The organism is Chryseobacterium sp. HNCC26DJ238, assembly GCF_057180465.1.
In genome coordinates this window covers 192627-217231 of record NZ_JBXUGI010000006.1, presented here as the reverse complement: position 1 = coordinate 217231, position 24605 = coordinate 192627, and the positions used below count along the sequence as shown (strand labels likewise).

Here is a 24605-nt window from a genome sequence, read left to right as displayed (position 1 = left end):
CATTTGGCAGATTGGATTAGTATTCTTATGAACTGATTCACCCACCCATTGATTGTTACATTAATACGATTGATCCATTATTACACTATTGTATTCTAGTGAGTTGTTTCACCTACCCATTGATTGTTACATTAGTAAAATTGATCCACTGCTACACTATTGTATTCCGATGAGTTGTTTCACCCACCCATTGATTGTTACATTAATATGATTAATCCATTGTTACATTGACAAGATTGATCCATTGTTACATTAACAAGATTGAAGTGAGAACAGTGTAAAGCTCAGCATCAGAAAGGGCAACTTTATGGAGAGAAAGTTGGCTTGAAATGTTTTCAGGATATAATATCCAATCTTCTGCGTGCGATTTTTGATCGCAGTCTTTAAAATTGCTGGTAATTTTGTTTGTACTGTCATTGAAATTTTCTGCCATCCACACCATACATCTCACCAATGGTCTTGCAGGGAGAGCCTTAGTATCGGCTGATTTTTTTTAAGAACTCGGCAAAATCCTGGGTCATGCGTGTTCCTTTGGCAATAATATTCCAATCTCGTTGAATGATGTTTCCGCTTTTAGTATCGGTCCATCTTCGGCGTTTGATGTGGAGCTTCACGGTTTTTCCGCGAAGAGGAAAATCATCAACTGTAATAGCGGAACGAATCCTTTTGACTGCAAAACAAGCGAAGAAAACTCTTTTGGAACTGTATTTTTCTCTTCAAAATAAAGATTTAGAATTTTGTTCTCTTCTTTAAATTTGATCATCTCAAAATGCTCAATCAGCAGTTCAGGTAAAAATAATTTCAGAAATTCAGCATTATTTAACATTAAACGAAATTATTATTTTTTATATTTTTCTCCCCAAGTTTTGTGACTGTGCCCTTCAATGTAGCAATAATCGATGTCGTGATATGACAAATCGGATTTGTATTCTCATTGATCGTTACATTAATATGATTGATCAATTGTTATACTATTATTACACTATTCTAGTGAGTTGTTTCATCTAACCATTGATTGTTATACTAATACGATTGATCTATTGTTATATTGACAAGATCGATCCATTGTTACATTAACAAGATTAATTCATTGTTACATTAAATTGATTGATCCATTGTTACACCAAAAAAAATTGTTGTATATTTAAAATTTAGGCTGAAGTTGACACTCTCTTTTTACCATCAAGCAGATCGAAGTGGAATCTGATATTCGCAATATTTTTCCACTTAGCATATTTAAAAAGAAAAAATCCAATTAACATACCCAATGTGTTAAGAAAAACATCATCCACATCAGCAACTCCTCGTCCTGAGATATACTGAATTGATTCAATAATACTGATTGCAATGAGAAAGAATAAAGTAATCGGAATGAAATTGTTGAATTTTTTAATGCACAAACCTAACCATCCAAATGGACTGAATAGGAATATATTTCCAAATATGTTGACAATAAAAGCTTGATTGTCAATATTATTGTCATTAAAGAAATGTTGTATCGTTATAAACGGCTGATGCTGGATATAGGAAATTTCAGAAGGTTCTCTACCAGATGCATAAAACATCATATAAAGTAAAACGATGGTGTATAAGGCAATAAATACTGCAAAATATCTTTTCATAGGTTTCCATTTAGGATTAGTAATAAAAAAGAGGTTGAAGTGCTTATTAGTTTTTCATATAGCTTAATAACAAAAATCTTACCCTTATCGTATGCCGTTAAGACAGTTTATAATTGTTTACGACTATTTAACATAATAAAAAAACCTTACTCAATAAAGTAAGGTTTATATCTATCAATGGTCTGCTGATCAGACCTGGATTACTCCTAAATTGAATTTTTCTGTAATGGGTGAATGATCCGCAGCCTCGATTCCCATTGAAATCCATTTTCTGGTGTCAATTGGATTGATAATGGCATCTGTCCATAATCTTGACGCAGCGTAGGTTGCTTCTGTTTGCTTCTGATATTTTTTTGAAATAGAATCAAGGATTTCTTTGCGCGCTTCTTCTGTAATCTCTTTCCCCTGTTTCTTCAAAGTAGATTCCTGAATCTGAGATAAAACCTTTGCAGCCTGTGAACCGCCCATCACAGCCAAATCAGCCCATGGCCACGCTACGATCAATCTTGGATCGTACGCTTTTCCGCACATAGCATAATTTCCGGCTCCGTAAGAATTTCCAGTAATGATCGTAAATTTAGGTACTACTGAATTAGCAACAGCATTGACCATTTTCGCACCGTCTTTAATGATGCCCCCGTGCTCAGACTTAGAACCAACCATAAAGCCGGTAACGTCCTGTAGAAATATTAAAGGAATCTTTCTCTGGTTACAGTTAGCAATAAACCTTGTTGCTTTATCCGCAGAGTCAGAATAAATTACACCGCCAAACTGCATTTCACCTTTACCACTTTTTACCAGTTTTCTTTGGTTTGCTACAATTCCGACAGACCAGCCATCAACTCTTGCAGTAGCACAAATAATACTTTTGCCGTAATCTCCCTTATATTCTTCAAACTCAGAATTATCAACCAGGCATTTAATGATTTCCAAAGTGTCATATTGATCTGCGCGGGAAACCGGCATGATTCCAAAAATATTATCAATTTTTTCTTTGGGTGGAAAACTTTCAATTCTGTCAAAGCCTGCCTTTTCATAGCTTCCGATAGATTTCATTATATTTTTGATTCTGTTTAAAGCATCCTGATCATCTTTAGCTTTATAATCTGTAACTCCCGAAATTGAGCAGTGAGTCGTAGCACCTCCTAAGGTTTCATTGTCTATACTTTCTCCGATAGCCGCCTTCACAAGATAGCTTCCTGCAAGGAAAATAGAGCCTGTTTTATCAACGATCATTGCCTCATCGCTCATTATAGGAAGATAAGCCCCTCCGGCAACACAACTTCCCATTACAGCTGAGATCTGAATGATTCCCATCGCACTCATCTTAGCATTATTTCTGAAAATTCTGCCAAAATGCTCTTTGTCAGGAAAGATTTCATCCTGCATCGGAAGATAAACGCCTGCAGAGTCCACCAGATAAATAATCGGAAGTTTGTTTTCCATAGCAATTTCCTGAGCTCTCAGGTTCTTCTTTCCGGTAATAGGAAACCAGGCGCCAGCTTTTACAGAGGCATCATTGGCGACTACAAGACATTGTTTTCCGGAAACATAGCCCATTACAACAACAACGCCACCACTCGGGCATCCTCCATGTTCCTCATACATTTCATAACCGGCAAAAGCACCAATTTCAATAGAATCTGAATTTTTATCGAGAAGATAGTCTATTCTTTCTCTTGCTGTCATTTTTCCTTCGTCACGAAGCTTTTGAAGCCTCTTTTCTCCACCTCCCTTTTTTATTTCAGAAAGTAAACGATTTATTTCAGCTAATTTTAATTTGTTTTGATCTTCTCGTTTGTTGAATTCAATATCCATGAAATTTCTATTTTAATGTGCCTAAGATACTACTTTTATAAAAAATGAAATATAACAGAGTTTTATGATTCAACGCAGTGAAAATCAGAAAATTATGAAATATTTAACACACATAAGTTTTTTTATGTTTGTTTTTTTTATAATTTTACATAAGAGGAAAGGAGCTGATTACTCCGCTATAATTCCTCTGTTCCTAGTTTATTTTTTTAATAGTTTATTATTTGAAGGCCCTGAAAGTTCTATAGACTTTCAGGGTTTTTTTACTATTGAAATTATTATCAGGTTAATTTGATATTAAGCTGAAAATTATCAACGTTTTAACAAACTCTATTTGTAAATTTGTCCGTTTATAATTCGATCGATAAATATGCGAAAATTAGCTCTTTTCAGATTACACTTAATTGTTTTTTTATGGGGATTCACTGCAATCTTAGGAAAGTTGATTACCGCCAATGCATATATTCTCGTATTTTACAGAATGTTGTTTGCTGCTTTTTTTTTATTTGTATTTATAAGGGTTTTCAAAAAAGAGAGCATCAGGGTATCAAAGAGACTTTTTTTTCAACTTGCAGCAATCGGATTTTTTATGGCGTTGCACTGGCTTTGCTTTTTCTATTCGATTAAGGTTTCGAACGTCTCTATTGCACTTAGCTGTCTGTCTTTATCTACATTATTTGCTGCCATTTTAGAACCTCTTGTTTTTAAACGAAAGATTGATCTTTCCGAAGTAATAATGGGAGTGGTAATTGTTGCCTGCATTCTTCTTATTTTTAAAACAGAATTCCAATATAAAGAAGGTATTTTCTTTGGAATATTATGTGCTGTTTTCGGAACTATTTTTTCAGTTTTCAACGGAAAGTTATTTGGAAAAACAAGTCCGGGAAATATTATTTTTTACGAAATCTTTAGCGGTTGGCTTATTTTAACTGTATTTTATTTATTATCAGGTCAAATATTTTCAATGAATGAAATAAATTTCCGAGATTTGTCGTTAATATGCTTGTTGGCAAGTGTTTTTACTGCTTTTCCTATGCTGGAATCGGTAAAGCTTATGAAATATATTTCGCCCTTCACATTAATTTTAACAGTAAATTTAGAACCAGTCTACGGAATTATACTAGCTTTTTTTATCTTTGGCGAATCAGAGCATATGAGTCCTGTTTTTTATGTGGCTTCACTCGTTATGATTTTAGCTATTGTAGCGAATGCACTGATCAAAACAAGGAAACAAAAACAATTAACCAAGCATCAAACTGAATGATGAAAAAATATCTTTTATTACTATTTTCCCTTTTATTTGGGTTTTCTCAATCTCAGATTATCAGAAAATATTCCAATGAATTTCTAAATATCGGTGCCGGAGCCAGAGGTTTGGCAATGGGGGGAGCCGTAATTTCTAACCAGGATGACGTGTATTCTCCGATGTGGAATCCCGCTGGTCTGAAAGGAATTACTAAAGACTGGCAGGGAGCTGCTATGCATGCAGAATATTTTGAATCGATTGCCAAATATGATTATCTGGCATATGCAAAAGTTTTGGAAGAAGGGGTTTTCGGAGTTTCAATTGTACGATTGGGAGTTGATAATATTTTAAATACCACTCAGCTGATTGACACAGAAGGAAATATTGATTATGATAAAATCACGAAGTTTTCACAGTCAGATTATGCAGGGATCATTTCTTATGCTTTCAACCCTGGTGGAAATCAAAAATTAGATGTAGGGGTCAACGCAAAAATTGTCTACAGAAATGTCGGAAAATTTGCCAGCGGTTATGGTTTCGGTTTCGATGTAGGAGCTATTTATAAAGCTGATAATGGATGGAAGTTCGGTGGTATGCTTCGGGATGCAACAACGACGGTGAACTTTTGGAGTATTAATCAGAACGAATTATCGGCAGTAGTCAATGGTGAAGAGTTTAATCCTGCGCCTACTGACAAAATGGAACTTACGATGCCCAAGCTCAATGCCGGAGCAAGTAAATTATTTGAAATTAACAGCAGTCTATATATTTTACCTGAAGCAGGAATTAATGTTGATTTTGCTAAAACAGCGGCACTCCTTTCAACAGATTTTGCCAGTATTACTCCTTATGCAGGAGCTGAAGTTGGCTATCAGAAAATGATTTTTGTGAGAGTAGGGGTCAACAGGTTCCAGTCCATAACAGATATTGAAGACTTACAGAGAAAAGTTTCATTCCAGCCAAGTGCCGGTTTGGGGATCAGATACAGAGGGCTTACACTTGATTATGCTATCAGCAATTCAGGAATAGGCGGATCTAACTTTTTTTCCAATTTCTTCTCTCTGAAACTGGATATGGGAGAATTTAGAAATGATTAGGAATTACCATTATTGAAAATTATTACAATGAAGAAACTTTCAACAATTATCGCATCGGTCTGCTTTACGTTTTCGTATGCTCAAAAAGTTTCAGACTATAAATATGTTGCACTGCCTGAAAAATTTACCGGATTCAAAAATGATCAGTATAAATTAGATATACTGCTTTCTAAAACACTTAAGCAAAAACAGTATACGGTAGTGTCAGGTAACAGGAGTCAGTGGCCTGCAGATGCCAATTCAAATCCATGCAGCGTTTTGAATGCAGATGTTGTGAACGACAGCGGTTTTTTGAAAAACAAAATTATTTTGGAATTTAAAGATTGTAATGGGAAGACTGTAACAAGTCAAAAGGCAGGTACAACAATTAAAGAATTTGAAGAAGGTTATCAGGATGCTTTAAAACAGGCTTTGGTAAGCGTTCCTGTGTCGAGTCCCAAAACTGCAGGCAGCCAGTCAGAAATAATCGTTCAGGAAGTACAGCCTTCAGAACCGGTAAAAGTAATTCCTCTCATTACAGAAGAAAATTCGCCTAATCAACCAGGAAAATACACAAACGGGAAAGTGAATTTACAAAAGGTTATAATAGCTGCTGATCAGTTTATTTTGGTCGAAAGTAGCAGTTCTGTGCCTTTTGCAACTTTTAAAGAAACAACAAAGAAAGATGTTTTCAGAGTTAAATTAAAATCCGGAGAATCAACCACCGGATATGTAGAAAACGGAAATATCGTGATCGAAATGCCAAAAGGCAATGATAATTATACAAAAGAAGTTTTTATCCTGAAATAATAAACTAATAAAAAAGCCTTATCTGTCACCAGATAAGGCTTCCTTAAAATAAACCATAAAAAACTAAAACTATGGTAATAGAACAGTATCTATTACATGTATAACACCATTCGACTGATTAACATCAGCGATTGTTACTTTTGCCTTATTGCCTTTTGCATCTGTAACATACAAATCATTTCCTTTTGTCCAGAAAGTAAGTTGTTCTCCTTCTACCGTTTTCATCATTGCTTTTCCATTTCCGGCCTTTACTGCTGCCCAAACCTGCTTAGAGCTGTATTTTCCAGGTAAAACGTGATACGTTAAAATCTTGGTAAGCATTTCCTTATTTTCAGGTTTTACTAGATTTTCTACTGTTCCTGCAGGCAATTTTGCGAAAGCTGCATCAGTAGGAGCAAATACGGTGAAAGGTCCTGCACTTTGCAGAGTCTCTACCAGACCGGCAGCTTTTACGGCAGCAACCAAGGTCTTATGATCTTTTGAATTAACTGCGTTTTCTACAATGTTTTTAGACGGATACATTGGTGCTCCACCAACCATTACTGTCTTTTCTTTCATTTTCTGTGCAGCTGCATTTCCACTTAATGCGAATGATAAAGCAACCATTCCTAAAGCCACGAATTTTGATCTTGTATTCATTTTTTTGATTTTTTTTAAATTATTATTATTTGAGTTGTGAGTTTCTTTCTCTGTTATTGATATCTACGACAGTCTGTAGATTTTAGTTTTTAAAATTTAAAACATTTGTTTTATTTAATTGATAATCAATGAATTAATTTTATTTATTCTTTATTTCTTTGCTTTTTGATTGGGAACAAACTCAAGAGAAACCGAGTTCATACAGAATCTCTTTCCAGTCGGTTTTGGTCCATCGTCAAAAATATGTCCGAGATGAGAATCACATCTTCCGCACAGTACTTCGGTACGTTCCATATTATGCGAGTTGTCTTTTCTGTATTTAACGCCATCTTTTCTTAATGGTTGATAAAAAGATGGCCACCCGCAGGTTGTTGCAAATTTTGAAGTAGATAAAAACAGTGGATTTCCGCACACTGCGCAGTAATAAGTGCCTTTTACATCAAATTCATAATATTTGCCTGTGAATGCCATTTCTGTGGCCCCTTCTCTGGCCACCTGATATAATTCGGGTTTTAAAATTTTTTTCCATTCTGCATTGCTGACTTTTAAAGGGGTTATGTTTGTTTTAGAGTAATAGGGATTTTTAGTTTTAAAGTTTGATGACTGAGCTGCATAATTTCCGAAAATCAATGTAACCATGAGCATGGAAAGTATTCTGGTGATGGTATTTTTCATTTTAATAATATAATTGTTTACAGTTATATATACGAAATAAAATTTCTCAAAGATTTTATACTTTGTATCTATTATTTTACTAAATTTGATAAGTAAAATACATCATATTAAAACTACCTATTCGGAAGAAGAACTTATTGCTTCGCTCAGAGAGAAGAGTGAATCAGGTTTTCACCATTTATATGACCACTATTCAGGGGCATTATATGGTGTGATTCTTCGAATTGTACAGTCAAAAGAATATACCGAAGAAATTATTCAGGATGTTTTTATGAAAATCTGGAATTCAATCCACCAGTATGATACTGCTAAAGGACGTTTCTACACATGGATGATCAATATTGCAAGAAACACGGCAATTGATTATCTGAAATCTAAAAGCTTTCAGAACGAATTAAAAAACCAATCACTACCTGATTTCGTATATAACAATGCGGAACTCTCAACCACCAATAATTCAGATTTTATTGGACTTAATAATGTGCTGAAATCATTAGAGTCTGACAAGCAGGAGCTTATTGATTTAGCATACTATCAGGGGTACACGCAGAGTGAGATATCAGAAAAACTGAATATGCCTTTAGGTACTGTAAAAACAAAAATGCGTAATGCATTGATGAAATTAAAAGATTTATTAAAAGATTATCAATAAAATTGAATAGTAAAGAGTACATATCATCCGGAATTCTAGAATCTTATATTCTAGGTCATGCTTCTCCTGAGGAAGCGGGTATTCTGGAGTGTGTGATGAAGAACAATAATGAAGTAAGAGAGGCTTTTGAAGAAGCCCAAAAAACTTTGGAGATGCTTGCCAATGCGCAGGCAGTGACCCCGCCCAATGATTTAAAGACAAAGATTTGGGATAAAATTCAACAGGAACAAAATGTTGAAGTTGAAATGCCTGTAATTCCTATCCGTGGTAATATTGAAAAGGTAAATACAGAAGCAGATATTCAGGTTGTTAAAAGCAGTAAAAATAGTAATTGGAAGAACTTTGCAGTGGCAGCCTCTGTCCTGTTTTTAATCAGTATAGGAATTAATTTATATTGGATCAACAGCCAGTCAAAAATTAATGAGCAGCTGGTCAAAGCAGAGAGTGAGCGGAAATCCAGTCAATTAGCGATGCAGAGTATGCAGCAAAAATTAGATATTTTTGCAAACCCCGATATGAAAAAAGTAGTATTGGCAGGAGTTGATAAACACCCCGAGGCGAAAGCTACCGTACTGTGGGACAGTAATTCCAAAGATATTTACTTATCTGCAAATTCTCTGCCAAAAGCACCGGAAGGAATGCAGTATCAGTTGTGGGCAATTGCAGATGGTAAACCGGTGAGTGCCGGAATGTATACCGAAGATAAAGACAGCAGAATTGCACTTTCCAATATTACCAATGCACAGGCATTTGCCATCACTCTTGAAAAGAAAGGTGGAAGTGAAGTTCCAACGATGGAAAATATGTATGTAATGGGAGGTGTATAAAGTTAATCATATAAGATTTACATTAAATAAAAAATGAGCTCAGAAATTTCTGAGCTCATTTTGTTTTTTAAGAACGGTTAAAAAATTCGTAAACCATCTTTCCTTTACTTTTTCCTAAAATCTCTTCCAGAGTTTCCAGATTAGCCTCTTTAATGCGTTTTACTGATTTTAATTTGGAAAGAAGCATTTCAATCGTTTTATCCCCAACGCCGGGAATCTCTTCAAGCTCCGATTTTATCGTTGAATTCGTTCTTCTCGTTCTGTGGTGTCTTACACCAAAACGGTGGGCTTCGTCTCGCACCCTCTGAAGTACTTTCAGTGTTTCAGATTTTTTGTCGAGGTAAAGGGGAATAGGATCTTCGGGAAAAAAAATCTCTTCCAGCCTTTTGGCAATACCTACAATCGTAATTTTTCCGTACAGTCCAAGCAGCTTCAGGCTTTTTATAGCTGAAGACAGCTGTCCCTTTCCACCGTCAATCAAAATCAGCTGTGGTAAATTCTCACCTTCGTCAAGCATTCTTTTATACCTCCGGAAGATTACTTCTTCCATCGTTGCATAATCATCGGGACCAATAACGGTCTTAGGATGGAAAATCCTGTAATCTGCTTTGCTTGGTTTACCGTCTTTGAAAACAACACATGCTGAAACAGGATTGGTTCCCTGAATATTAGAGTTATCAAAGCCTTCAATATGGCGTGGCTCAACAGGCATTCTCAGAAGCTTCTGCATTTCAGCCATAATTCTGTTAGAGTGCCTCTCGGGATCAACAATCTGTACCTGCTTCAGCTTCTCTATCCTGTATTCTTTCGCATTTTTTTCAGAAAGTTCCACAATTCGTTTTTTATCGCCCACTTTGGGGACAATCAGTTTTACATTCGGAATCTCAAGAGTCAGATGAAAAGGAATAAGAACTTCTTTCGAATCCGATTCAAATTTTTGACGGATTTCAATCAGGGCTTCTTCCAGGATATCTTCATCACTTTCTTCAATGATTTTTTTAATTTCAGTTGTGAAACTCTGTATGATATTCCCATTTCGGATTTTAAAATAATTGACGTAAGCAGCAGTTTCATCACTAGTCATTCCGAATACATCTACGTCATCAATATTCGGGTTTACTACCGTATGTTTTACCTGATAATCTTCGAGGATATCCAGTCTTTCCTTAATAATCTGAGCATTTTCAAACTGAAGGTTTTCTGCATATTTCATCATCTGGCTGACCAGATATTTTTTTGCAGTCTGGAAATCACCTTTGATAATGCCGCGGATCGCATCGATTTTCTCGTCATATTCCTGCTTGCTTTCCAAACCTTCACAGGGGCCTTCACAGTTTTTGATATGAAATTCAAGACAGACTTTGTATTTTCCGTCTTCGATCTTTGCCGGAGCTAAATTTAGATTACAGGTTCTGAGTTTATAAATGTGTTTTATCGTATCCAGCAGAATCTTTGCCGGACGTACTTTTGCATAAGGACCGTAATACTCTGATCCGTCTTTAATCTTCGTACGCGTCAGAAAAATCCTTGGAAAGTCTTCATTTTTAATGCAGATCCAGGGATAGGTTTTGTCATCTTTAAGCATGACATTGTAAAAAGGCTGATGTTCCTTGATCAGATTGTTTTCCAGTAGAAGCGCATCATATTCACTGTTGACAATCGTTGTTTCCAGCCGGTAAATCTTACCTACCATGATCCGGATTCTGTAACCCGGCAGGTTTTTATTAAAATAAGAAAGAACCCTCTTCTTTAAATGTTTGGCCTTTCCTACATACAGGAGATTTCCGTTTTTATCGTAGTAACGATAGACGCCGGGTTCTGAAGGTAAAGTTTTAAGCTGTAATTCTAAAGAAGGATTCATAAAGCAAAATTACGGAATCCAATTGTTATTTAGAACACAAAAAAGCTGCAGAAATCTGCAGCTTTTAAATTTTTATCCGTTCTTCATTTCGGTATATTCATTGACCAGAAAGCTGAAATAATTCCACTCTACAGAATTCTTAGGATATTTTTTCATGAATGCTGCGTTATCACCAAATAAAAAATCATAGTTGTCTTCAAAATCATCTTTGTGAAGCCAGATTACTTTATTTCCTTTTTTAACATAGTATGATTTTGTTACTCCGCCGCCAAAAGCAGGTGCTCCCGTAAAGCCGGTTGTTGCAGTTGTAGAAGCAAGTGGATCATGGTATACTTCGATATCTTCGTCAAAATCAGGATTGATCACCTGCATTAAAAATTCTTTATTCTCTCTTTTGTTTTTTATGGAAACCGTCTGATTTACAAAATGAATATGTTCATCTGAAGTTTGTTTTCTGAATTTTTTGGTACTGTAATTTCTGATATTGGAAATAAACCTGGCTGCCTTAATAGATTTTTCTGCATCATCAGCGTACAGATACATTTCAGCGATATCTTTCGCTTCAAATTTTCTTATTTTTTGTGTTTCAACATCCTCAATTGTAATCGAAAGAATCTGGCCTCTGTCTTTCTCCCATGACTTACTGAAACCCTGATATTCATTATTATCTTTAAGTATAATTGTAGAAATTTTTTTTGGAGAAGCTGTATTGAAGCCTTCATTGAAAAGATACTGGTTCATCTCTTTTTTTTGCTCTTTGGTGTACCTTATCTTTTCCTGTGCGGTCAATCCTGCACTTGCAAAAAAAAGCATCAGCAATAAAGTTTTAGTTTTCATAGGTCTTGATTTTTAAGTTCGTAAAAATACAAATAAACCTGTTTTATCGGCAATTATTATGTCATAAAACATAAGTTTTTAGTTCTCTTCAAAATGTGTATTTTTAGGGAAATTTTTTGAAATGATATACGGAGTAGACGTTTTGAGTTTCCATGATGTTCTGGAAATCTGTAAAACCCCAAATAAAGCTAAATTAAATAAAACTGCAATAGAACAGATCCTGAAATCTCAGGATAATGTAAAGAAAATTGTAGAGTCAGACCGTTGTGTTTATGGGATCAACACAGGATTCGGACCTCTTTGTGATACTAAAATTTCTGCTGACGAAACTGCACAGCTTCAGTATAATTTGATTATTTCTCACGCAGTTGGCGTTGGTAAACCGATTGATAAAGAATTTTCTAAAATCATGATGATTGCAAAAGTTCATGCATTGTCAAAAGGATTTTCCGGAGTTTCTCTGGAAGTGATTGAAAGATTTATTCTGATGCTTGAAAAAGACATTATTCCTGTTGTTCCGGAACAGGGTTCTGTAGGAGCATCCGGAGATTTGGCGCCCCTTTCACATTTAGTCCTGCCACTCTTGGGTTTAGGTCAGGTTTGGGTTGGCAACGAAATCTTCGAAACTGCTGAAATTCTGGAAAAAAACAACCTTGAGCCTTTGATATTAGGTCCAAAAGAAGGTTTGGGACTGATCAATGGAACTCAGTTTATTTTGGCTCATGCCATCAAAGGTTTAGAAAAGTTCGAATATCTATTAGACTTGGCAGATATGACTGCAGCAATGAGTCTTGAAGCTTACAGAGGTTCATCAAGCCCTTTCAAAAAAGAGCTTCACGATATCCGTCCGTTTGAAGGAAGTAAAAAAGTGGCATCAAGAATGCTGAAATTTTTAAAAAACTCAGACAACTTAAAATCTCACGAATATTGCGACAGAGTACAGGATCCGTATTCTATGAGATGCGTTCCGCAGGTTCACGGTGCCAGCAGAAATGCTTTTGAGCATCTTAAAATGTTGACAGAAACCGAATTGAATTCTGTTACCGATAATCCGATCGTGTTAAGTGCTGAAGAATCAATCTCTGGGGGTAATTTCCACGGACAGTTGTTGGCAATGCCTTTAGATTATGCAACTTTGGCGGCGGCTGAATTGGGAAATATTTCAGACAGAAGAAGTTATTTATTATTGGAAGGGAAATACGGTTTGCCAAGATTGTTAACCGAAAGCTCAGGTTTGAATTCAGGATTCATGATTCCTCAGTATACTTCGGCAGCCCTGGTAACTGAAAATAAAACACTTTGTTTCCCCGCATCTGCAGATTCTATTCCTACAAGTCTCGGACAGGAAGATCACGTTTCAATGGGAAGTATCTCAGGAAGAAAATTTAATCAGGTGTTAGGGAATCTTGTCAATATCCTGGCCGTTGAATTAATGTTTGCCGCTCAGGGGTTAGAATTCAGGAGACCGGCAAAATGTTCAAAAATAATCGAAGAAAACCATGCTGTCATCCGTTCAAAAGTAGACAAGCTTGAAGATGACCGATTAATAGGTAAAGATATGCTGGCTATTGCAGAATTGATTAATGAGAGACAATTTGTAGTGAATTTTTAAAGAATTCGTTTTAAAACAGATAAAAGCTTCCAGACCGGAAGCTTTTTTAATTAAATGCTTAAAATATTAAATTTTAAGTAACAGATATGCTAATTCAATATAAAATGTTAATTTGGCAGAGCCAACTAAAAATATTTTACTATGAAAAAATGTGTATTTATCTTACTCACTGCATTTGCTTTAAATTCCTGTAGCAATGATGATCTTCAGACATCGGCTATTGAAAGCGAAATCGTGCAGACAGATCCCCTCACTGCGAGGCAAATTAATGATAAAATCAACGAAACCACCAAAACTCAAGGCAGATTTTCCTGGAACGAATCTTCATCGCATTTTTTATGGAGCGGAATTGTTCAGGGAAATAAAATTGCTTCCATAGGTTTCGGAGATTCTAAAGACGATTTCGACCGAAGTAAATCTTCCAATTCTGAAGCTTTACAAAATGAGATTCTTGGCATCATTTCAAAATATGAAGGTAAAAAAGATAGAGTTCTCATGGCATCTGATGAATATTTGAACCAGATTGATGTGTATATTGAGAAGCAGGAAACAGTTATCGCTTTGCGTAAATTAAAATCAATCCGTTATTTTGAACCAGCAGATTACCGTTATTTTGAAAATGAAAATAAAATAAACGGCGCTGCAAAGTCCAGCGGAAGTTCATCAGGGTGTGGATTGGAATCGACAGCATTAAGTTCTGCTGATTATACAACGGTTAGCCCTAATGCGAAAGCGCCCTGGTCATTCGCAAAACACAATATCACCAGTGCATGGAATTACAGTACCGGAGCAGGAGTGACTATCGGTCTCATTGATTCAGGAGTTTCTTTTAATCAGGGGCTGCTGAGTGGAAGTTTTAATAACGGTTTATCTTCAGGACGGACGATCAGTAAAAATGGAGTTTATGTAGATTCTGTCTGGCCATGGAGCTCAGGTTATGATGGTGCAGATGACAAATGCGGGCACGGGACAAGCATGGCTTCAGCGATGGCTGCTCCGAGAAACAATCAGGGACAGCCTGTCGGGGTGGCATATAATGCAAACCTGATCTCTTATCGAGCTGCTTCAAACGTAGTTTTAGATGGATATCACGAGCAGGAAGGAGTTAAATTGGCTTTTACCGCACTGGGAAATAATACTGCAGTGAAAATTATCTCCATGTCAATGGGGCATATTTTTTCTGTAGGAAAGATTGAAGATGGAGTAAAATATGCTTACTCAAAAGGTAAATTGATCTTCTGTGCAGGAGGAACATCCACAAGTTTTACCACTTTCGTCGGTGTGATTTTCCCTGCCTGGATGCCTGAAACACAAGCAATCACAGGAGTAAAAGAAAATACATCCAATCAAAAATGTGATGTCTGTCATTCAGGAGCTGAAATTGATTTTACCTATCAGATGGAGAGAGCTTCAGGAAACAATATCCCTGTTTTAAGTTATTACAATGCCCAGACAGATTATGTAGGGGGCTCTTCCGTGGCAACAGCTTCCACAGCAGGGATCGCAGCGTTGGTATGGTCAAAAAATCCTTCTTGGACCAGAGATCAGGTTTTGAATAAAATGAGACAGTCTTCCACTTATTATCCGGCACCCAATTCAGACTTTGGATATGGAAATATCAATGTGTTGCAGGCTGTACAGTAAATTATATTCTTTACAATATATCCAATGAAATGACTGTCCTGAAAGGGCAGTATTTTTTTATGTGGCAGTTTTGTCAGTAATTCTCACTTTGGTCAATATTTTATTTCAGTCCACACACTCAAACCTTCCAGCGTTCTAAACGCTGGAAGGTTTACCAACTTAAAAAAAATATTTCAGGAGATATCACCTTCAACAAATCTCAATAAAGCGTGTTAAACCAAGTGAAAAAGCCATCATTACTGGCGGAAATTCTCTCTTATATTACTTAATTACCGAGATCATAATCCAGCGGAAGTAACTTTTCAATTTTATCTTTTGCAAACTCTCCCTGATTGGTCAGCATGCCGGGATTTGAAGTATTCCCGTCCCGATAAATTTCAAATGACTCACCTTCGGGATGAAGAAAAGAAGTTTGTATGATAGGCATGTCTGATTGTACAAATTTACTTTTCTTCAATTCGTAGAAGTACTTTTTAAAATTAATCTGCATCATGTAATCATAATCTAAGAACAACTTATTATTACTCTTTTTAGTATACTCTGATTCCGGGATCTTTGTTTTGGTAATAGCAATTCTGTAAGGAGGCTCATTTTGTTTTCGGTTGCTGATCTCTAATATATCTTCCGGAATTGTCAGGCTGCCCTTTGATTTGAATGTTTTTGCAAAATCTTTCAGTCTCTGCAGTTCTTCTTCAGTTGGATATTTGGAATTCGGAAATTTGGTAATCTGATTCACCACATAGCCTTCATCTGTGACCTTTTTTTCGAAAACACTTCTGAAAAAATGAGTCTGACTGCCAACGTAAGCATTCATTCTGTTCAATTTTACTTTATCAGATGTTTTAGATTCCCTGAAAAAACTTGTTCCTATAAATCGGGTCGTATTGTTTTCAAGATCTGCGACATAATCCACAAGGTTGTAATCAATGGTATAGCCCAGGTTTTTATTTTCAATGATCAGGGTCTGGGGAGCTTTTACTTTAAGTATTTTATTTTCTCTGTCGTAAGAAAATTTTAAAGAGCGTTGATTTTTGATCCGCACATTCTCTTTATCATAACCGATGAATGAGTCTAGAAAAAAAAGAATATAATTTTTATAAGCGGACTCTGTAAATGGAATGATCCGTACTTCTTCAATTTCTTTAGCTCTTATCAGGACTACTTTCAGTTTTTTATTTAAAAGGTCTGCGGTGCTGATCGTAAATGTTTCATAGTCATCTTTCTGAAAGACGAGCGTGTTATTATTGGAAGAGGGCAGTGGAAGGGAAAAACTTCCGTCAGCAGCTGAGATCGTTCCGGTTTTTGTACCGTCAAGATATACATTCACATTCGCAATCGGTTTTTCGATATCATTTACAACAGTTCCTTTAACTGTCTGAGCAATGAGAAGATAAACAGGAAGGATAAATAATAAAATAGATATTGCTTTTTTCATGGTAAAACAATATTACTAAATTTATAGTGATAAAATAATATTTATAAATACATATTCAGATTGAATTGTCAGGTTACTCATTAATTATTTGATTTAAAGTTAGTTATGGGATCGTGGGTATCAGGCTTCTTTCCGAAAAAGTTTTTAAAAATCTTTATCTGTCGTGCCAGTCTGTATTAAAAAACTTCATCCATGAAGTAAGTAAACCACTAAGCTGTTGAATTTCTTCTTTGATTCTTTAGCCGATTTTCACACTTGTCATGCTCAGTGATCCCGCAATAAGGTCATCATTAAATAAAACCAGATCTTCTGACTGGCCTTTAAGGCCTAACGAGTAGATCAGCGGAAGATAATGGTCAGGTGTAGGAACCGCATATTGTATCGATGCACCTTGTCTGTGATAATCGATCAGAGGTTGGAAATTTCCGTCAAGCAGCCAGTTATTGGTTTTTTCCCTTGCTTCAATTGCCCAGTCCCAGCCCACACCCACGGTGTTGATGTTTTTCCAGTCCACCATTCGTAGATTATGAATGATATTACCGCTACCAATAATAAGAATGCCCTTTTCTCTTAGTTTTTCTAATCTTTTGGCCAGATCAAAATGATATTGTGGTGGCTTTGTGTAATCGATACTCATCTGAATGACAGGAATATCTGCATCAGGATACATATGCTTAATTACTGACCACGCGCCGTGATCCAAACCCCAACTGTTATCTTCCTCCACAAAAACAGGAGATAAAAGTTCAGCCGTCTCTTTTGCCAGTTCAGGATTGCCGGGGACAGGATATTGTACATCAAACAAAGCCTGTGGAAAACCTCCGAAATCATGAATTGTTTTTGGCAGATCCATTGCGGTGACTTTGGTACCCTGAGTAAACCAATGGGCAGAAATACAGAGAATGGCATTAGGTTTTGTAATTTCTCGTGCCACATTTCGAAATCCCTGAACAAATTGATTTTCTTCGATCGCATTCATGGGAGAGCCATGCCCGAGAAAAAGAACAGGCATTTTTTGAGTGTTTTGGAACAGATCACTGATATTTTGCAGATCGTTGAGATGCATACGTTTATATTTTAAAATAAAAGATTCGGTGATTATAGTAATCACCGAATCCTCAGAAACTATATTTAATGTACTATGCCTGTTTTACAAACTGTAATTCACCGGCAATCTTCACTTCTTCACTCACCATTACACCACCTGCTTCCAAAGCAGCATTCCAGTTAAGGCCGAAATCTTTTCTGTTGATTTTTCCTTCAAAAGAAAAACCTGCTTTGGTATTTCCCCAGGGATCTACGTTGATACCTCCGAAGTCTACGTCTAAAGTGATTGGTTTTGTTACACCATTCAAAGTCAGATTTCCTGTTACTTCATTGTTGAGAGCGTCAGACTCGAAAGTGATGGTAGGATTTGCTTCAGCGTTGAAAAACTCAGGAGATTTAAGGTGAGTATCCCTGTCAGCGTTGTGTGTTGAGATAGAGTCTACCTGGATCGTTGCTGTCGTTTTAGCATTCGCAAAAGTATCGTCATCAGCATCGATTTCTGCAGTGAAATTGGTAAAATTTCCTTTAATGTTGGAAATCATCATATGCTTTACTTTAAAAGTAATTTCACTGTGTGCAGGGTCTAAATTCCATTTTGTAGCCATTGTAATTTAATTTTTTCGTTGTTATTGATAATGCAAATCTAAGGCAAGACTTATATTGGATTCATTGATTTAGGATAAGAAATTAATTTTTAATATAAATTTAACGCATCTGTTTTGATTTTTAGTTACTCATTGAGTTATACATCATTAGAGAATTGAAATAAAATGAAATATGAAAACATTCTTATTAACATTTCTTAACGGTACTCATTTATTTCTTATTTTTGACCCATTCAATTTTATACAATGCGACTATATAAATTTTCTCTATTGATGGTGGTTTTGGGAGGAACTGCTTTTGCACAGACTCAAAAATTCACCATGGCAGAAGCGGTCAACGGACTGCGGAGCAATCTGGCAGTGAAAAACATTTCCCAGTTTTCATGGTCTACTGATAATAAATCCTATATTCAGGCTGTAAAAGGCGGGTATCTGCAGACTGATCTAAAAACAGGTAAGCAGGATACCCTGATTTCTCTGAATCAACTGAATAAAAATTTTACAGATAAAAAATTAAAAGGTCTTCCGCCTCTGAAATTCAACAGCAGTTCAAGTGCATATTTTACAGACAGTAATCAAATTTACTGGTTGGAAAAATCCGGGAATGATTGGAAAATGAAGCGTTCCGCAACATTTGGAGATAATCCTGCCAATGTAAAAATGCTTGCAGATCATCAGACGATAGTTTATACAAAGGACAATAATCTGTTTATCAATAAAAACGGAAAAGAAGTTGCAATAACCAGTGATTCAAACCAAAACATACTTAACGGAGCTTCCAATGTTCACAGAAATGAATTTGGCATTGATACAGGAATATTTCCTTCTCCCGATTCAGAACATATTGCTTTTTACAGAATGGATCAGACCATGGTTGCAGATTACCCGATAATCGACTGGTCTGTCACTCCCGCAGTCAATACAAATATCAAGTATCCGATGGCAGGAAAAACTTCTCACGAAGTTAGTCTGGGAGTCTATAATATTAAAAATGAAACAACTGCGTTTCTTAAGATTGAAGGTGAAAAAGACCAGTACCTAACAGCAGTAACCTGGAGTCCGGATTCTAAATTTATATTTGTAGGAGTTTTAAACAGAGGCCAGAATCATCTGAAGATGAATCAGTATGACGCTGTTACAGGAAATCTTGTCAAAACACTGTTTGAAGAGACCGACAGTAAATATGTAGAGCCACAGCATCCATTGCTGTTCTTTCCAAATTCCAATACCGATTTTATCTGGCAGAGCCAGAAAACGGGATATAATCATCTATTCCATTACAGTCTGGAAAAAGGGCTGATCGCCCAGATGACAAAAGGGGATTGGCTGGTAACCGATGTTTTAGGATTTAATGAGAAAAAGAAAGATATTTATTATATTTCCACCCAGGAAGGACCTACTGAGAGGCATCTGTACAGGATTAACTGGGCAACATTCAAAACTCAAAAATTAGAAAGTGCTGAAGGAATGCATGCTGCCGTTTTAAGCAGTGACGGAAACTATCTTTATGATTCTTACACCAATGCCGGTACACCGAGAGTTTCCAACATTATCAATACATCAACATTAAAAGCGACTAATCTTCTGACAGCAGAAAATCCGTTAAAAAATTATCAGCGCCCTGAAATTAAGAATATCAATTTAAAGGCAGACGACGGAACTTTATTGTACGGAAAAATCATTCTGCCAACCAATTTTGATCCGAATAAAAAGTATCCTGTTATCGTTTATCTGTATAACGGTCCGCATTTACAGTTGATCACAAACAGTTTTCCGGCTTCAGGAAATCTTTGGTATGAGTACATGGCACAAAACGGATATATCATTTTCACGATGGACGGACGTGGTTCTTCAAACCGTGGAATGAAGTTTGAGCAGGCTGTTTTCAGAAATCTCGGAACGACTGAAATGAGCGACCAGATGCAGGGCGTTAAATATCTGAAATCTCTTCCGTATGTAGACTCTGAAAGACTGGGGATTCATGGATGGAGCTTCGGAGGCTTTATGACGACAAGCTTTATGCTTCGCCAGCCTGATGTTTTCAAAGTAGGCGTGGCAGGAGGACCGGTAATAGACTGGAGTATGTATGAAATCATGTATGGAGAAAGATATATGGATTCTCCGCAGGAAAACCCGCAGGGTTATGCTGCAGCCAATCTATTGGATAAAGTTCAGAATTTAAAAGGAAAGCTGCTGATGATCCACGGAGCACAGGATGATGTAGTGGTTTGGCAGCATTCGATGAAATTCATTAAATCTGCTGTTGATAACGGGGTTCAGTTGGATTACTTTGTGTATCCCGGGCACCCACACAATGTAATCGGTAAAGACAGGGTTCATCTTATGCAGAAAATAACTGATTATTTTGATCAGAACCTAAAGAAGTAGAATGCTATTTGCGGCTGGCTTTTTGCCCAAGTGTCAGTTTAATAGAAAATCCAGTCTGAATAAGGCTGGATTTTCTTTTTTAAATATAAATACCGAATAAATACCACAAAAATCAATGATGTTATTGTGAATAATATTCAACTGTTCATCTTAAGTTCTTTCTTACCAAACATCAACGTTTTTAATCATTCATTACGCTAATTTTGTCTTATAAAAATCAACAGTATGGAATTAGGAATAGGAATGTTCGGAGACTTGTCTTTCGATCAGGCTACCGGAAAATACAGAGATGCAGGAATTAAAATCCGTGAAATTCTTGAGCAGGTAAAACTGATGGATGATGTGGGGATCGATGTTTTTGCAATGGGCGAGCATCACCGTGCAGATTATGCGGTTTCTTCACCGGAAATCGTTTTGGCAGCAGCGGCAAGCATTACAAAAAATATAAAATTAGCAAGTGGCGTAACGGTTTTAAGTTCATCCGAGCCTGTAAAAGTGTATGAAGACTTTTCAACTTTGGATCTGATCTCAGAGGGGAGAGCTGAAATATACGTGGGACGTGGAAGCTTTATCGAGTCTTTTCCGCTTTACGGTTACTCGCTGAATGATTATGAAGAACTGTTTGATGAGAAACTGGAACTGTTACTAAAAATAAATTCAGGGGAAAATGTTTCCTGGTCCGGGAAACTTCGTGCGCCGATGCAGAATCAGACTGTTTATCCAAGAGCCAAAAATAACGGAAAACTTCCGATCTGGAGGGCTGTGGGCGGAACTCCACAATCTGTATTAAGTGCTGCCAAATTGGGAATGCCCTTAGTGGTTGCCATTATCGGAGGAATGCCTGTACAGTTCAGGAGTTTAGTTGAATTTTACAAACAGGAATACCTTAAAGCAGGTCATGATGAATCCGAAATGCAGATTGCCATTCATTCACATACTTTTGTCAGTGAAGATCAGAATGTTATTGAAGGATATTTTCATACCTACAAAGCCCAGATGGACAGGATTGGAAAGGCGAGAGGATGGGCGCCATTTACAAAAATGCAGTATGACGGTGGAAAAGCCAGAGAGGGTGCATTATTTATCGGGAATGCAGATCATGTTGCTGATAAGATTAATGATATGAAAGAAATCTTCGGAATCACGAGATTTATCGGTCATATGGATGTTGGAGATCCTGCTCATGAGATCATGATGAAATCCATTGAACTGTTCGGCGAAAAAGTAGCACCCAAAGTAAAATAATATAAATACAAACTCCGGTCAGATCACCGGAGTTTGTATTATTTTTACAAATAAGTGTGAAGTGATGATTTCATCGGCCAGACAGTTATTCTATTCACTGAATGACCTTATAGTGAGCAATGGAAACCTGAGGATGGAAAGCAAACATGAACGTGTTAAAAGCATTGGTGCTTTCAGTATCTCTGCTTAAAAGATATCTGTTGTCAATGATATCGATCAGAAGAAGTTCGGGAGTATAAAAAGTAAGTCCGATTTTGTGCCTGGAAGGATCTTCTGTATTTGAACTGATCAGATCCAGTTTAAAATTTTCAACCGGAAAATGAGTGCTGCCTAAAACATCAGGTAGACTTTTGATCTCATTATTCAGTTGAGATACATAATTGGTAACAGCTGAACTTAATAAAAAAGGAATTTTTTCTGCATGAGGATTTTTCATCAGAAGTTCCCAGTAGTTTTTCACAGGATTTTCTTTATCATCAAAAACCTGATGCTGAACCTTGTATTCAAAATAGGTGTCTTCAAAAATATACTGATCCCAAACCATTTCAGAATTCCGGTCGATAACGATTCGAAATGCTAATTTTATCTTTGCTTTCATAATTTTAATGTTTGATCAATATTTTAAGTGAATAAAAACAGGACAGTCATACGCTGCCCTGATACTAAACACCAAAACATGAAAAAATAATCTGTTACAGATTGTATTATTTGACGGTTACGTCAATGTTTTCAGTAAATTTTCCCCGGGAGTTTTCGATCGTTACTTTTACGGAGTATCTGCCCGAATCTAACCGGTTCCTCGATATTTTAATTTCCTGTATTCCCGCAGCGAGACTTTCATGGTCAATCACAGAGAAAAGTTTTCGTCCGCCGGTTTCGAATAATTCGATACTCACTGATGATTTTTCATCCAGAAGAATAGGGAAAACGGTTTCTTTTCTGAAAGTGTTGAGATAAGAATTCTTCACCTGTCATGTTTCAGATTTCCAGAAATACCAGTAAAGCATTTTCACTCAAAGCCTCAAACTCCAGAGTTTCGATTTCACTTAATAAGACCGCATCCCTGTTCTCCAGCAATCTGTTCTGGAACTCAAAGGCACCATTTAAAACCATTCCAAATATGGATTTCTGAGGTTGACAAAGCGTATAAATACCTTCTTTTCTTCCATCATATAATCCAATAAAATTAGGAAAGTCAAAATCTTCAGTAATTTGATTGAATGAATTTCGAGATGCAATATCTAAATTTTTAATCTTAAAAGAATCGTCTGGTGTCTCAGATACAGATTCTATAATCAGTATGTCAGCTTTTTCATCCTGAATATTATTTTTAACGGTTAAAAAATCAGTCTCTGTGGATTTTAATGTGAAAATATTTTGTGCTGATACCTTTTTTCTGAAATCACTGATTGAAATTTCACCGTAAATTACAATGATCATAACGTTACAGTTCGCCTTATATTGAAAACAGTAGGTTTCATTCTCATCAAAGACAACTTCTGTAATCTTCGTAAATCTGAAATCATCTTTTTCAACAGCGATCTCCCTGATCCGGCAGGAACTTTTCTCTTTCCATACGGCGAAATCTGATTTAAATATTGTTGATGGAGTCTGAACTAACATAATAATGGAAATTAAAAGCGATAAATGATTTTCAAAACCTAAAAATCAACCTCATGATCATTTACCGCTCTGTTAAAAAATGAACTAAACCAAACCTAAGCTAAAACCTTTATCGTGTGAGTCAATGCATATCCTGCGCTTACACTTCCTGAAATACTGGACATTTCGTTAGCCGTTCCGTCGCTGAAAACATTGTCATTTGAATTATAGGTATATCCGCTCATCCCTTTATATCCTGAACTCGCTCCGACTAAGACCACTGCACTGTCATTTCCTTCAGGAAAAGCAATTTGGGTAACCAAAAGGGATTGTCCTGATGAATTGTAGATATGCACATGAATATGGGTTGCTCTTCCGTTATACCAACCCGGAAAAATTGAAGTGAAATTTACTTTTCCGTCAGCACCGGTCGTCTGTCTGCCTCTTAGGAAATGAACGGAAGTGTAATTGGCAGACTGCATTCCGGTTCCGCCATATTCAGAGTAATTTCCGTCTTTGTCGCAGTGCCAGATATCAACGATTGCTCCCTGTAAGCTGGCACACCCTGCATTTACGTTCTGAACTGTGATTCCAATAGTAAACGGAACTCCGGTTCTGTCACTCACGATATTGCTTTGGACAAGACTTGAAGGTGTTTTCGTAGGAAATGGACCTTCCGTTTCAGAATTTGTTACTGCACAGGCAGTAGAAATACTGTTGTTTATGGTTCCTGTCGCAGAATCATCGTCATCATCTTTTCTGCAGTGCATCAGAACCGGTGCTGCTACTGCGGCAACGCCTGCGATTCCAAGAGTTTTTAAAAAGCCTTTTCTGTCAATTGTTTTCATCTTTTCTATATTTTTCTTACGTCAAATGTATTTTCAAATTACAGGATCTGAAAATTTATGAGGTAAACTAAAAAAATGTGTCGGTAAAGAGATATTTTTTAAGAAACATTAAGATGACG

23 protein-coding genes are annotated in these 24605 nt (G+C 36.5%); 9 read left to right on the top strand and 14 right to left on the bottom strand.

Features of this window, described 5'->3' with window-relative positions; translation table 11 throughout:
- Positions 1 to 473: 473 nt before the first annotated feature.
- The 3 genes from AC2A07_RS08035 to AC2A07_RS08025 form a co-directional block, all read right to left on the bottom strand.
- Complete coding sequence (locus tag AC2A07_RS08035) at positions 474 to 614, bottom strand: ISAon1 family transposase N-terminal region protein (RefSeq protein ID WP_484049971.1); 141 nt, start codon at positions 612 to 614, stop codon at positions 474 to 476.
- Positions 615 to 1151: 537 nt separating this feature from the next.
- Positions 1152 to 1622 carry a VanZ family protein gene (locus AC2A07_RS08030; protein ID WP_484049970.1) on the bottom strand — a complete coding sequence of 157 codons (471 nt, stop codon included), beginning with the start codon at positions 1620 to 1622 and terminating at the stop codon, positions 1152 to 1154.
- Positions 1623 to 1811: 189 nt separating this feature from the next.
- A complete protein-coding gene (locus AC2A07_RS08025; RefSeq protein WP_484049969.1) occupies positions 1812 to 3440 on the bottom strand; it encodes an acyl-CoA carboxylase subunit beta in 1629 nt (542 codons plus the stop codon).
- Positions 3441 to 3807: 367 nt separating this feature from the next.
- On the opposite strand from AC2A07_RS08025, the gene AC2A07_RS08020 reads away from it, so the two are divergent.
- From AC2A07_RS08020 to AC2A07_RS08010, 3 genes are read left to right on the top strand one after another with little or no spacing between them, the layout of a single operon-like run.
- Entirely contained in the window at positions 3808 to 4701 is an 894-nt protein-coding gene (locus AC2A07_RS08020) for a DMT family transporter (protein WP_314496543.1), read from the top strand.
- Positions 4698 to 5780, top strand: coding sequence for a putative type IX sorting system protein PorV2 (locus AC2A07_RS08015; RefSeq protein WP_484049968.1), 1083 nt, complete (start codon positions 4698 to 4700; stop codon positions 5778 to 5780). Before AC2A07_RS08020 ends, AC2A07_RS08015 begins: the two co-directional genes overlap by 4 nt.
- A 27-nt stretch (positions 5781 to 5807) precedes the next feature.
- Positions 5808 to 6569, top strand: coding sequence for a hypothetical protein (locus AC2A07_RS08010; RefSeq protein WP_484049967.1), 762 nt, complete (start codon positions 5808 to 5810; stop codon positions 6567 to 6569).
- 69 nt (positions 6570 to 6638) lie between these two features.
- Here the strand turns inward: AC2A07_RS08010 and AC2A07_RS08005 are convergent, their stop codons facing one another.
- Entirely contained in the window at positions 6639 to 7208 is a 570-nt protein-coding gene (locus AC2A07_RS08005) for a fasciclin domain-containing protein (RefSeq protein ID WP_314496555.1), read from the bottom strand.
- 150 nt (positions 7209 to 7358) lie between these two features.
- Positions 7359 to 7847: a peptide-methionine (R)-S-oxide reductase MsrB gene (gene msrB / locus AC2A07_RS08000; protein ID WP_484049975.1), complete on the bottom strand. Its 489-nt coding sequence runs from the start codon at positions 7845 to 7847 to the stop codon at positions 7359 to 7361.
- Positions 7848 to 7968: 121 nt separating this feature from the next.
- Between msrB and AC2A07_RS07995 the strand changes: the two genes are divergently transcribed.
- Together AC2A07_RS07995 and AC2A07_RS07990 are read left to right on the top strand one after the other, a co-directional pair.
- Complete coding sequence (locus tag AC2A07_RS07995; RefSeq protein ID WP_314496558.1) at positions 7969 to 8535, top strand: RNA polymerase sigma factor; 567 nt, start codon at positions 7969 to 7971, stop codon at positions 8533 to 8535.
- 2 nt (positions 8536 to 8537) lie between these two features.
- Positions 8538 to 9362 (top strand): anti-sigma factor, encoded by an 825-nt coding sequence (locus AC2A07_RS07990; protein WP_314496561.1) that lies wholly within the window; start codon positions 8538 to 8540, stop codon positions 9360 to 9362.
- Between the two features lie 67 nt (positions 9363 to 9429).
- On the opposite strand, the gene uvrC is transcribed toward AC2A07_RS07990, so the two are convergent.
- Together uvrC and AC2A07_RS07980 are read right to left on the bottom strand one after the other, a co-directional pair.
- Positions 9430 to 11223: an excinuclease ABC subunit UvrC gene (gene uvrC, locus AC2A07_RS07985; protein WP_484049966.1), complete on the bottom strand. Its 1794-nt coding sequence runs from the start codon at positions 11221 to 11223 to the stop codon at positions 9430 to 9432.
- Between the two features lie 72 nt (positions 11224 to 11295).
- Entirely contained in the window at positions 11296 to 12060 is a 765-nt protein-coding gene (locus AC2A07_RS07980; RefSeq protein ID WP_484049965.1) for a hypothetical protein, read from the bottom strand.
- Positions 12061 to 12181: 121 nt separating this feature from the next.
- Here AC2A07_RS07980 and hutH point away from each other — a divergent pair, with 121 nt between their 5' ends.
- Complete coding sequence (gene hutH, locus AC2A07_RS07975) at positions 12182 to 13672, top strand: histidine ammonia-lyase (protein ID WP_484049964.1); 1491 nt, start codon at positions 12182 to 12184, stop codon at positions 13670 to 13672.
- Between the two features lie 141 nt (positions 13673 to 13813).
- Positions 13814 to 15316, top strand: coding sequence for a S8 family serine peptidase (locus tag AC2A07_RS07970; RefSeq protein WP_484049963.1), 1503 nt, complete (start codon positions 13814 to 13816; stop codon positions 15314 to 15316).
- 265 nt (positions 15317 to 15581) lie between these two features.
- Here the strand turns inward: AC2A07_RS07970 and AC2A07_RS07965 are convergent, their stop codons facing one another.
- The 3 genes from AC2A07_RS07965 to AC2A07_RS07955 form a co-directional block, all read right to left on the bottom strand.
- Entirely contained in the window at positions 15582 to 16751 is a 1170-nt protein-coding gene (locus AC2A07_RS07965; protein ID WP_484049962.1) for a carboxypeptidase-like regulatory domain-containing protein, read from the bottom strand.
- A gap of 238 nt (positions 16752 to 16989) precedes the next feature.
- The gene (ygiD, locus tag AC2A07_RS07960; RefSeq protein ID WP_484049961.1) at positions 16990 to 17817 is read right to left on the bottom strand and encodes a 4,5-DOPA-extradiol-dioxygenase; all 828 of its coding nucleotides are present in this window, start codon (positions 17815 to 17817) and stop codon (positions 16990 to 16992) included.
- Positions 17818 to 17890: 73 nt separating this feature from the next.
- Positions 17891 to 18403, bottom strand: a complete 513-nt coding sequence (locus AC2A07_RS07955) for a YceI family protein (RefSeq protein ID WP_314496580.1) — start codon at positions 18401 to 18403, stop codon at positions 17891 to 17893.
- A 246-nt stretch (positions 18404 to 18649) separates the two neighbouring features.
- Between AC2A07_RS07955 and AC2A07_RS07950 the strand changes: the two genes are divergently transcribed.
- Complete coding sequence (locus AC2A07_RS07950; protein ID WP_484049960.1) at positions 18650 to 20791, top strand: S9 family peptidase; 2142 nt, start codon at positions 18650 to 18652, stop codon at positions 20789 to 20791.
- 225 nt (positions 20792 to 21016) lie between these two features.
- Complete coding sequence (locus AC2A07_RS07945) at positions 21017 to 22036, top strand: LLM class flavin-dependent oxidoreductase (protein WP_484049959.1); 1020 nt, start codon at positions 21017 to 21019, stop codon at positions 22034 to 22036.
- 94 nt (positions 22037 to 22130) lie between these two features.
- Here AC2A07_RS07945 and AC2A07_RS07940 read toward each other — a convergent pair whose 3' ends face one another.
- The 4 genes from AC2A07_RS07940 to AC2A07_RS07925 form a co-directional block, all read right to left on the bottom strand.
- Positions 22131 to 22634, bottom strand: a complete 504-nt coding sequence (locus AC2A07_RS07940) for a hypothetical protein (protein WP_484049958.1) — start codon at positions 22632 to 22634, stop codon at positions 22131 to 22133.
- Between the two features lie 106 nt (positions 22635 to 22740).
- Positions 22741 to 23004, bottom strand: a complete 264-nt coding sequence (locus tag AC2A07_RS07935) for a hypothetical protein (RefSeq protein WP_484049957.1) — start codon at positions 23002 to 23004, stop codon at positions 22741 to 22743.
- A gap of 10 nt (positions 23005 to 23014) precedes the next feature.
- Positions 23015 to 23659: a hypothetical protein gene (locus AC2A07_RS07930; protein WP_484049956.1), complete on the bottom strand. Its 645-nt coding sequence runs from the start codon at positions 23657 to 23659 to the stop codon at positions 23015 to 23017.
- Positions 23660 to 23754: 95 nt separating this feature from the next.
- On the bottom strand, positions 23755 to 24486 hold the full coding sequence (locus tag AC2A07_RS07925) for a dioxygenase family protein (protein ID WP_314496599.1): 732 nt from the start codon (positions 24484 to 24486) through the stop codon (positions 23755 to 23757).
- Positions 24487 to 24605: the final 119 nt, after the last annotated feature.

Bases quoted from the DNA above. Each gene is read 5' to 3' on its own strand.
- AC2A07_RS07945 (WP_484049959.1), top strand. From the start codon at position 21,017: ATGGAATTAGGAATAGGAATGTTCGGAGACTTGTCTTTCGATCAGGCT.
- AC2A07_RS08005 (WP_314496555.1), bottom strand. From the start codon at position 7,208: ATGAATACAAGATCAAAATTCGTGGCTTTAGGAATGGTTGCTTTATCA.
- AC2A07_RS08010 (WP_484049967.1), top strand. From the start codon at position 5,808: ATGAAGAAACTTTCAACAATTATCGCATCGGTCTGCTTTACGTTTTCG.
- AC2A07_RS07925 (WP_314496599.1), bottom strand. From the start codon at position 24,486: ATGAAAACAATTGACAGAAAAGGCTTTTTAAAAACTCTTGGAATCGCA.
- AC2A07_RS07970 (WP_484049963.1), top strand. From the start codon at position 13,814: ATGAAAAAATGTGTATTTATCTTACTCACTGCATTTGCTTTAAATTCC.
- AC2A07_RS07950 (WP_484049960.1), top strand. From the start codon at position 18,650: ATGCGACTATATAAATTTTCTCTATTGATGGTGGTTTTGGGAGGAACT.
- AC2A07_RS08020 (WP_314496543.1), top strand. From the start codon at position 3,808: ATGCGAAAATTAGCTCTTTTCAGATTACACTTAATTGTTTTTTTATGG.
- AC2A07_RS08025 (WP_484049969.1), bottom strand. From the start codon at position 3,440: ATGGATATTGAATTCAACAAACGAGAAGATCAAAACAAATTAAAATTA.
- AC2A07_RS07980 (WP_484049965.1), bottom strand. From the start codon at position 12,060: ATGAAAACTAAAACTTTATTGCTGATGCTTTTTTTTGCAAGTGCAGGA.
- AC2A07_RS08030 (WP_484049970.1), bottom strand. From the start codon at position 1,622: ATGAAAAGATATTTTGCAGTATTTATTGCCTTATACACCATCGTTTTA.
- ygiD (WP_484049961.1), bottom strand. From the start codon at position 17,817: ATGCATCTCAACGATCTGCAAAATATCAGTGATCTGTTCCAAAACACT.
- uvrC (WP_484049966.1), bottom strand. From the start codon at position 11,223: ATGAATCCTTCTTTAGAATTACAGCTTAAAACTTTACCTTCAGAACCC.
- AC2A07_RS07955 (WP_314496580.1), bottom strand. From the start codon at position 18,403: ATGGCTACAAAATGGAATTTAGACCCTGCACACAGTGAAATTACTTTT.
- AC2A07_RS07965 (WP_484049962.1), bottom strand. From the start codon at position 16,751: ATGAAAAAAGCAATATCTATTTTATTATTTATCCTTCCTGTTTATCTT.
- AC2A07_RS07940 (WP_484049958.1), bottom strand. From the start codon at position 22,634: ATGAAAGCAAAGATAAAATTAGCATTTCGAATCGTTATCGACCGGAAT.
- msrB (WP_484049975.1), bottom strand. From the start codon at position 7,847: ATGGTTACATTGATTTTCGGAAATTATGCAGCTCAGTCATCAAACTTT.
- AC2A07_RS08015 (WP_484049968.1), top strand. From the start codon at position 4,698: ATGATGAAAAAATATCTTTTATTACTATTTTCCCTTTTATTTGGGTTT.
- hutH (WP_484049964.1), top strand. From the start codon at position 12,182: ATGATATACGGAGTAGACGTTTTGAGTTTCCATGATGTTCTGGAAATC.
- AC2A07_RS07930 (WP_484049956.1), bottom strand. From the start codon at position 23,659: ATGTTAGTTCAGACTCCATCAACAATATTTAAATCAGATTTCGCCGTA.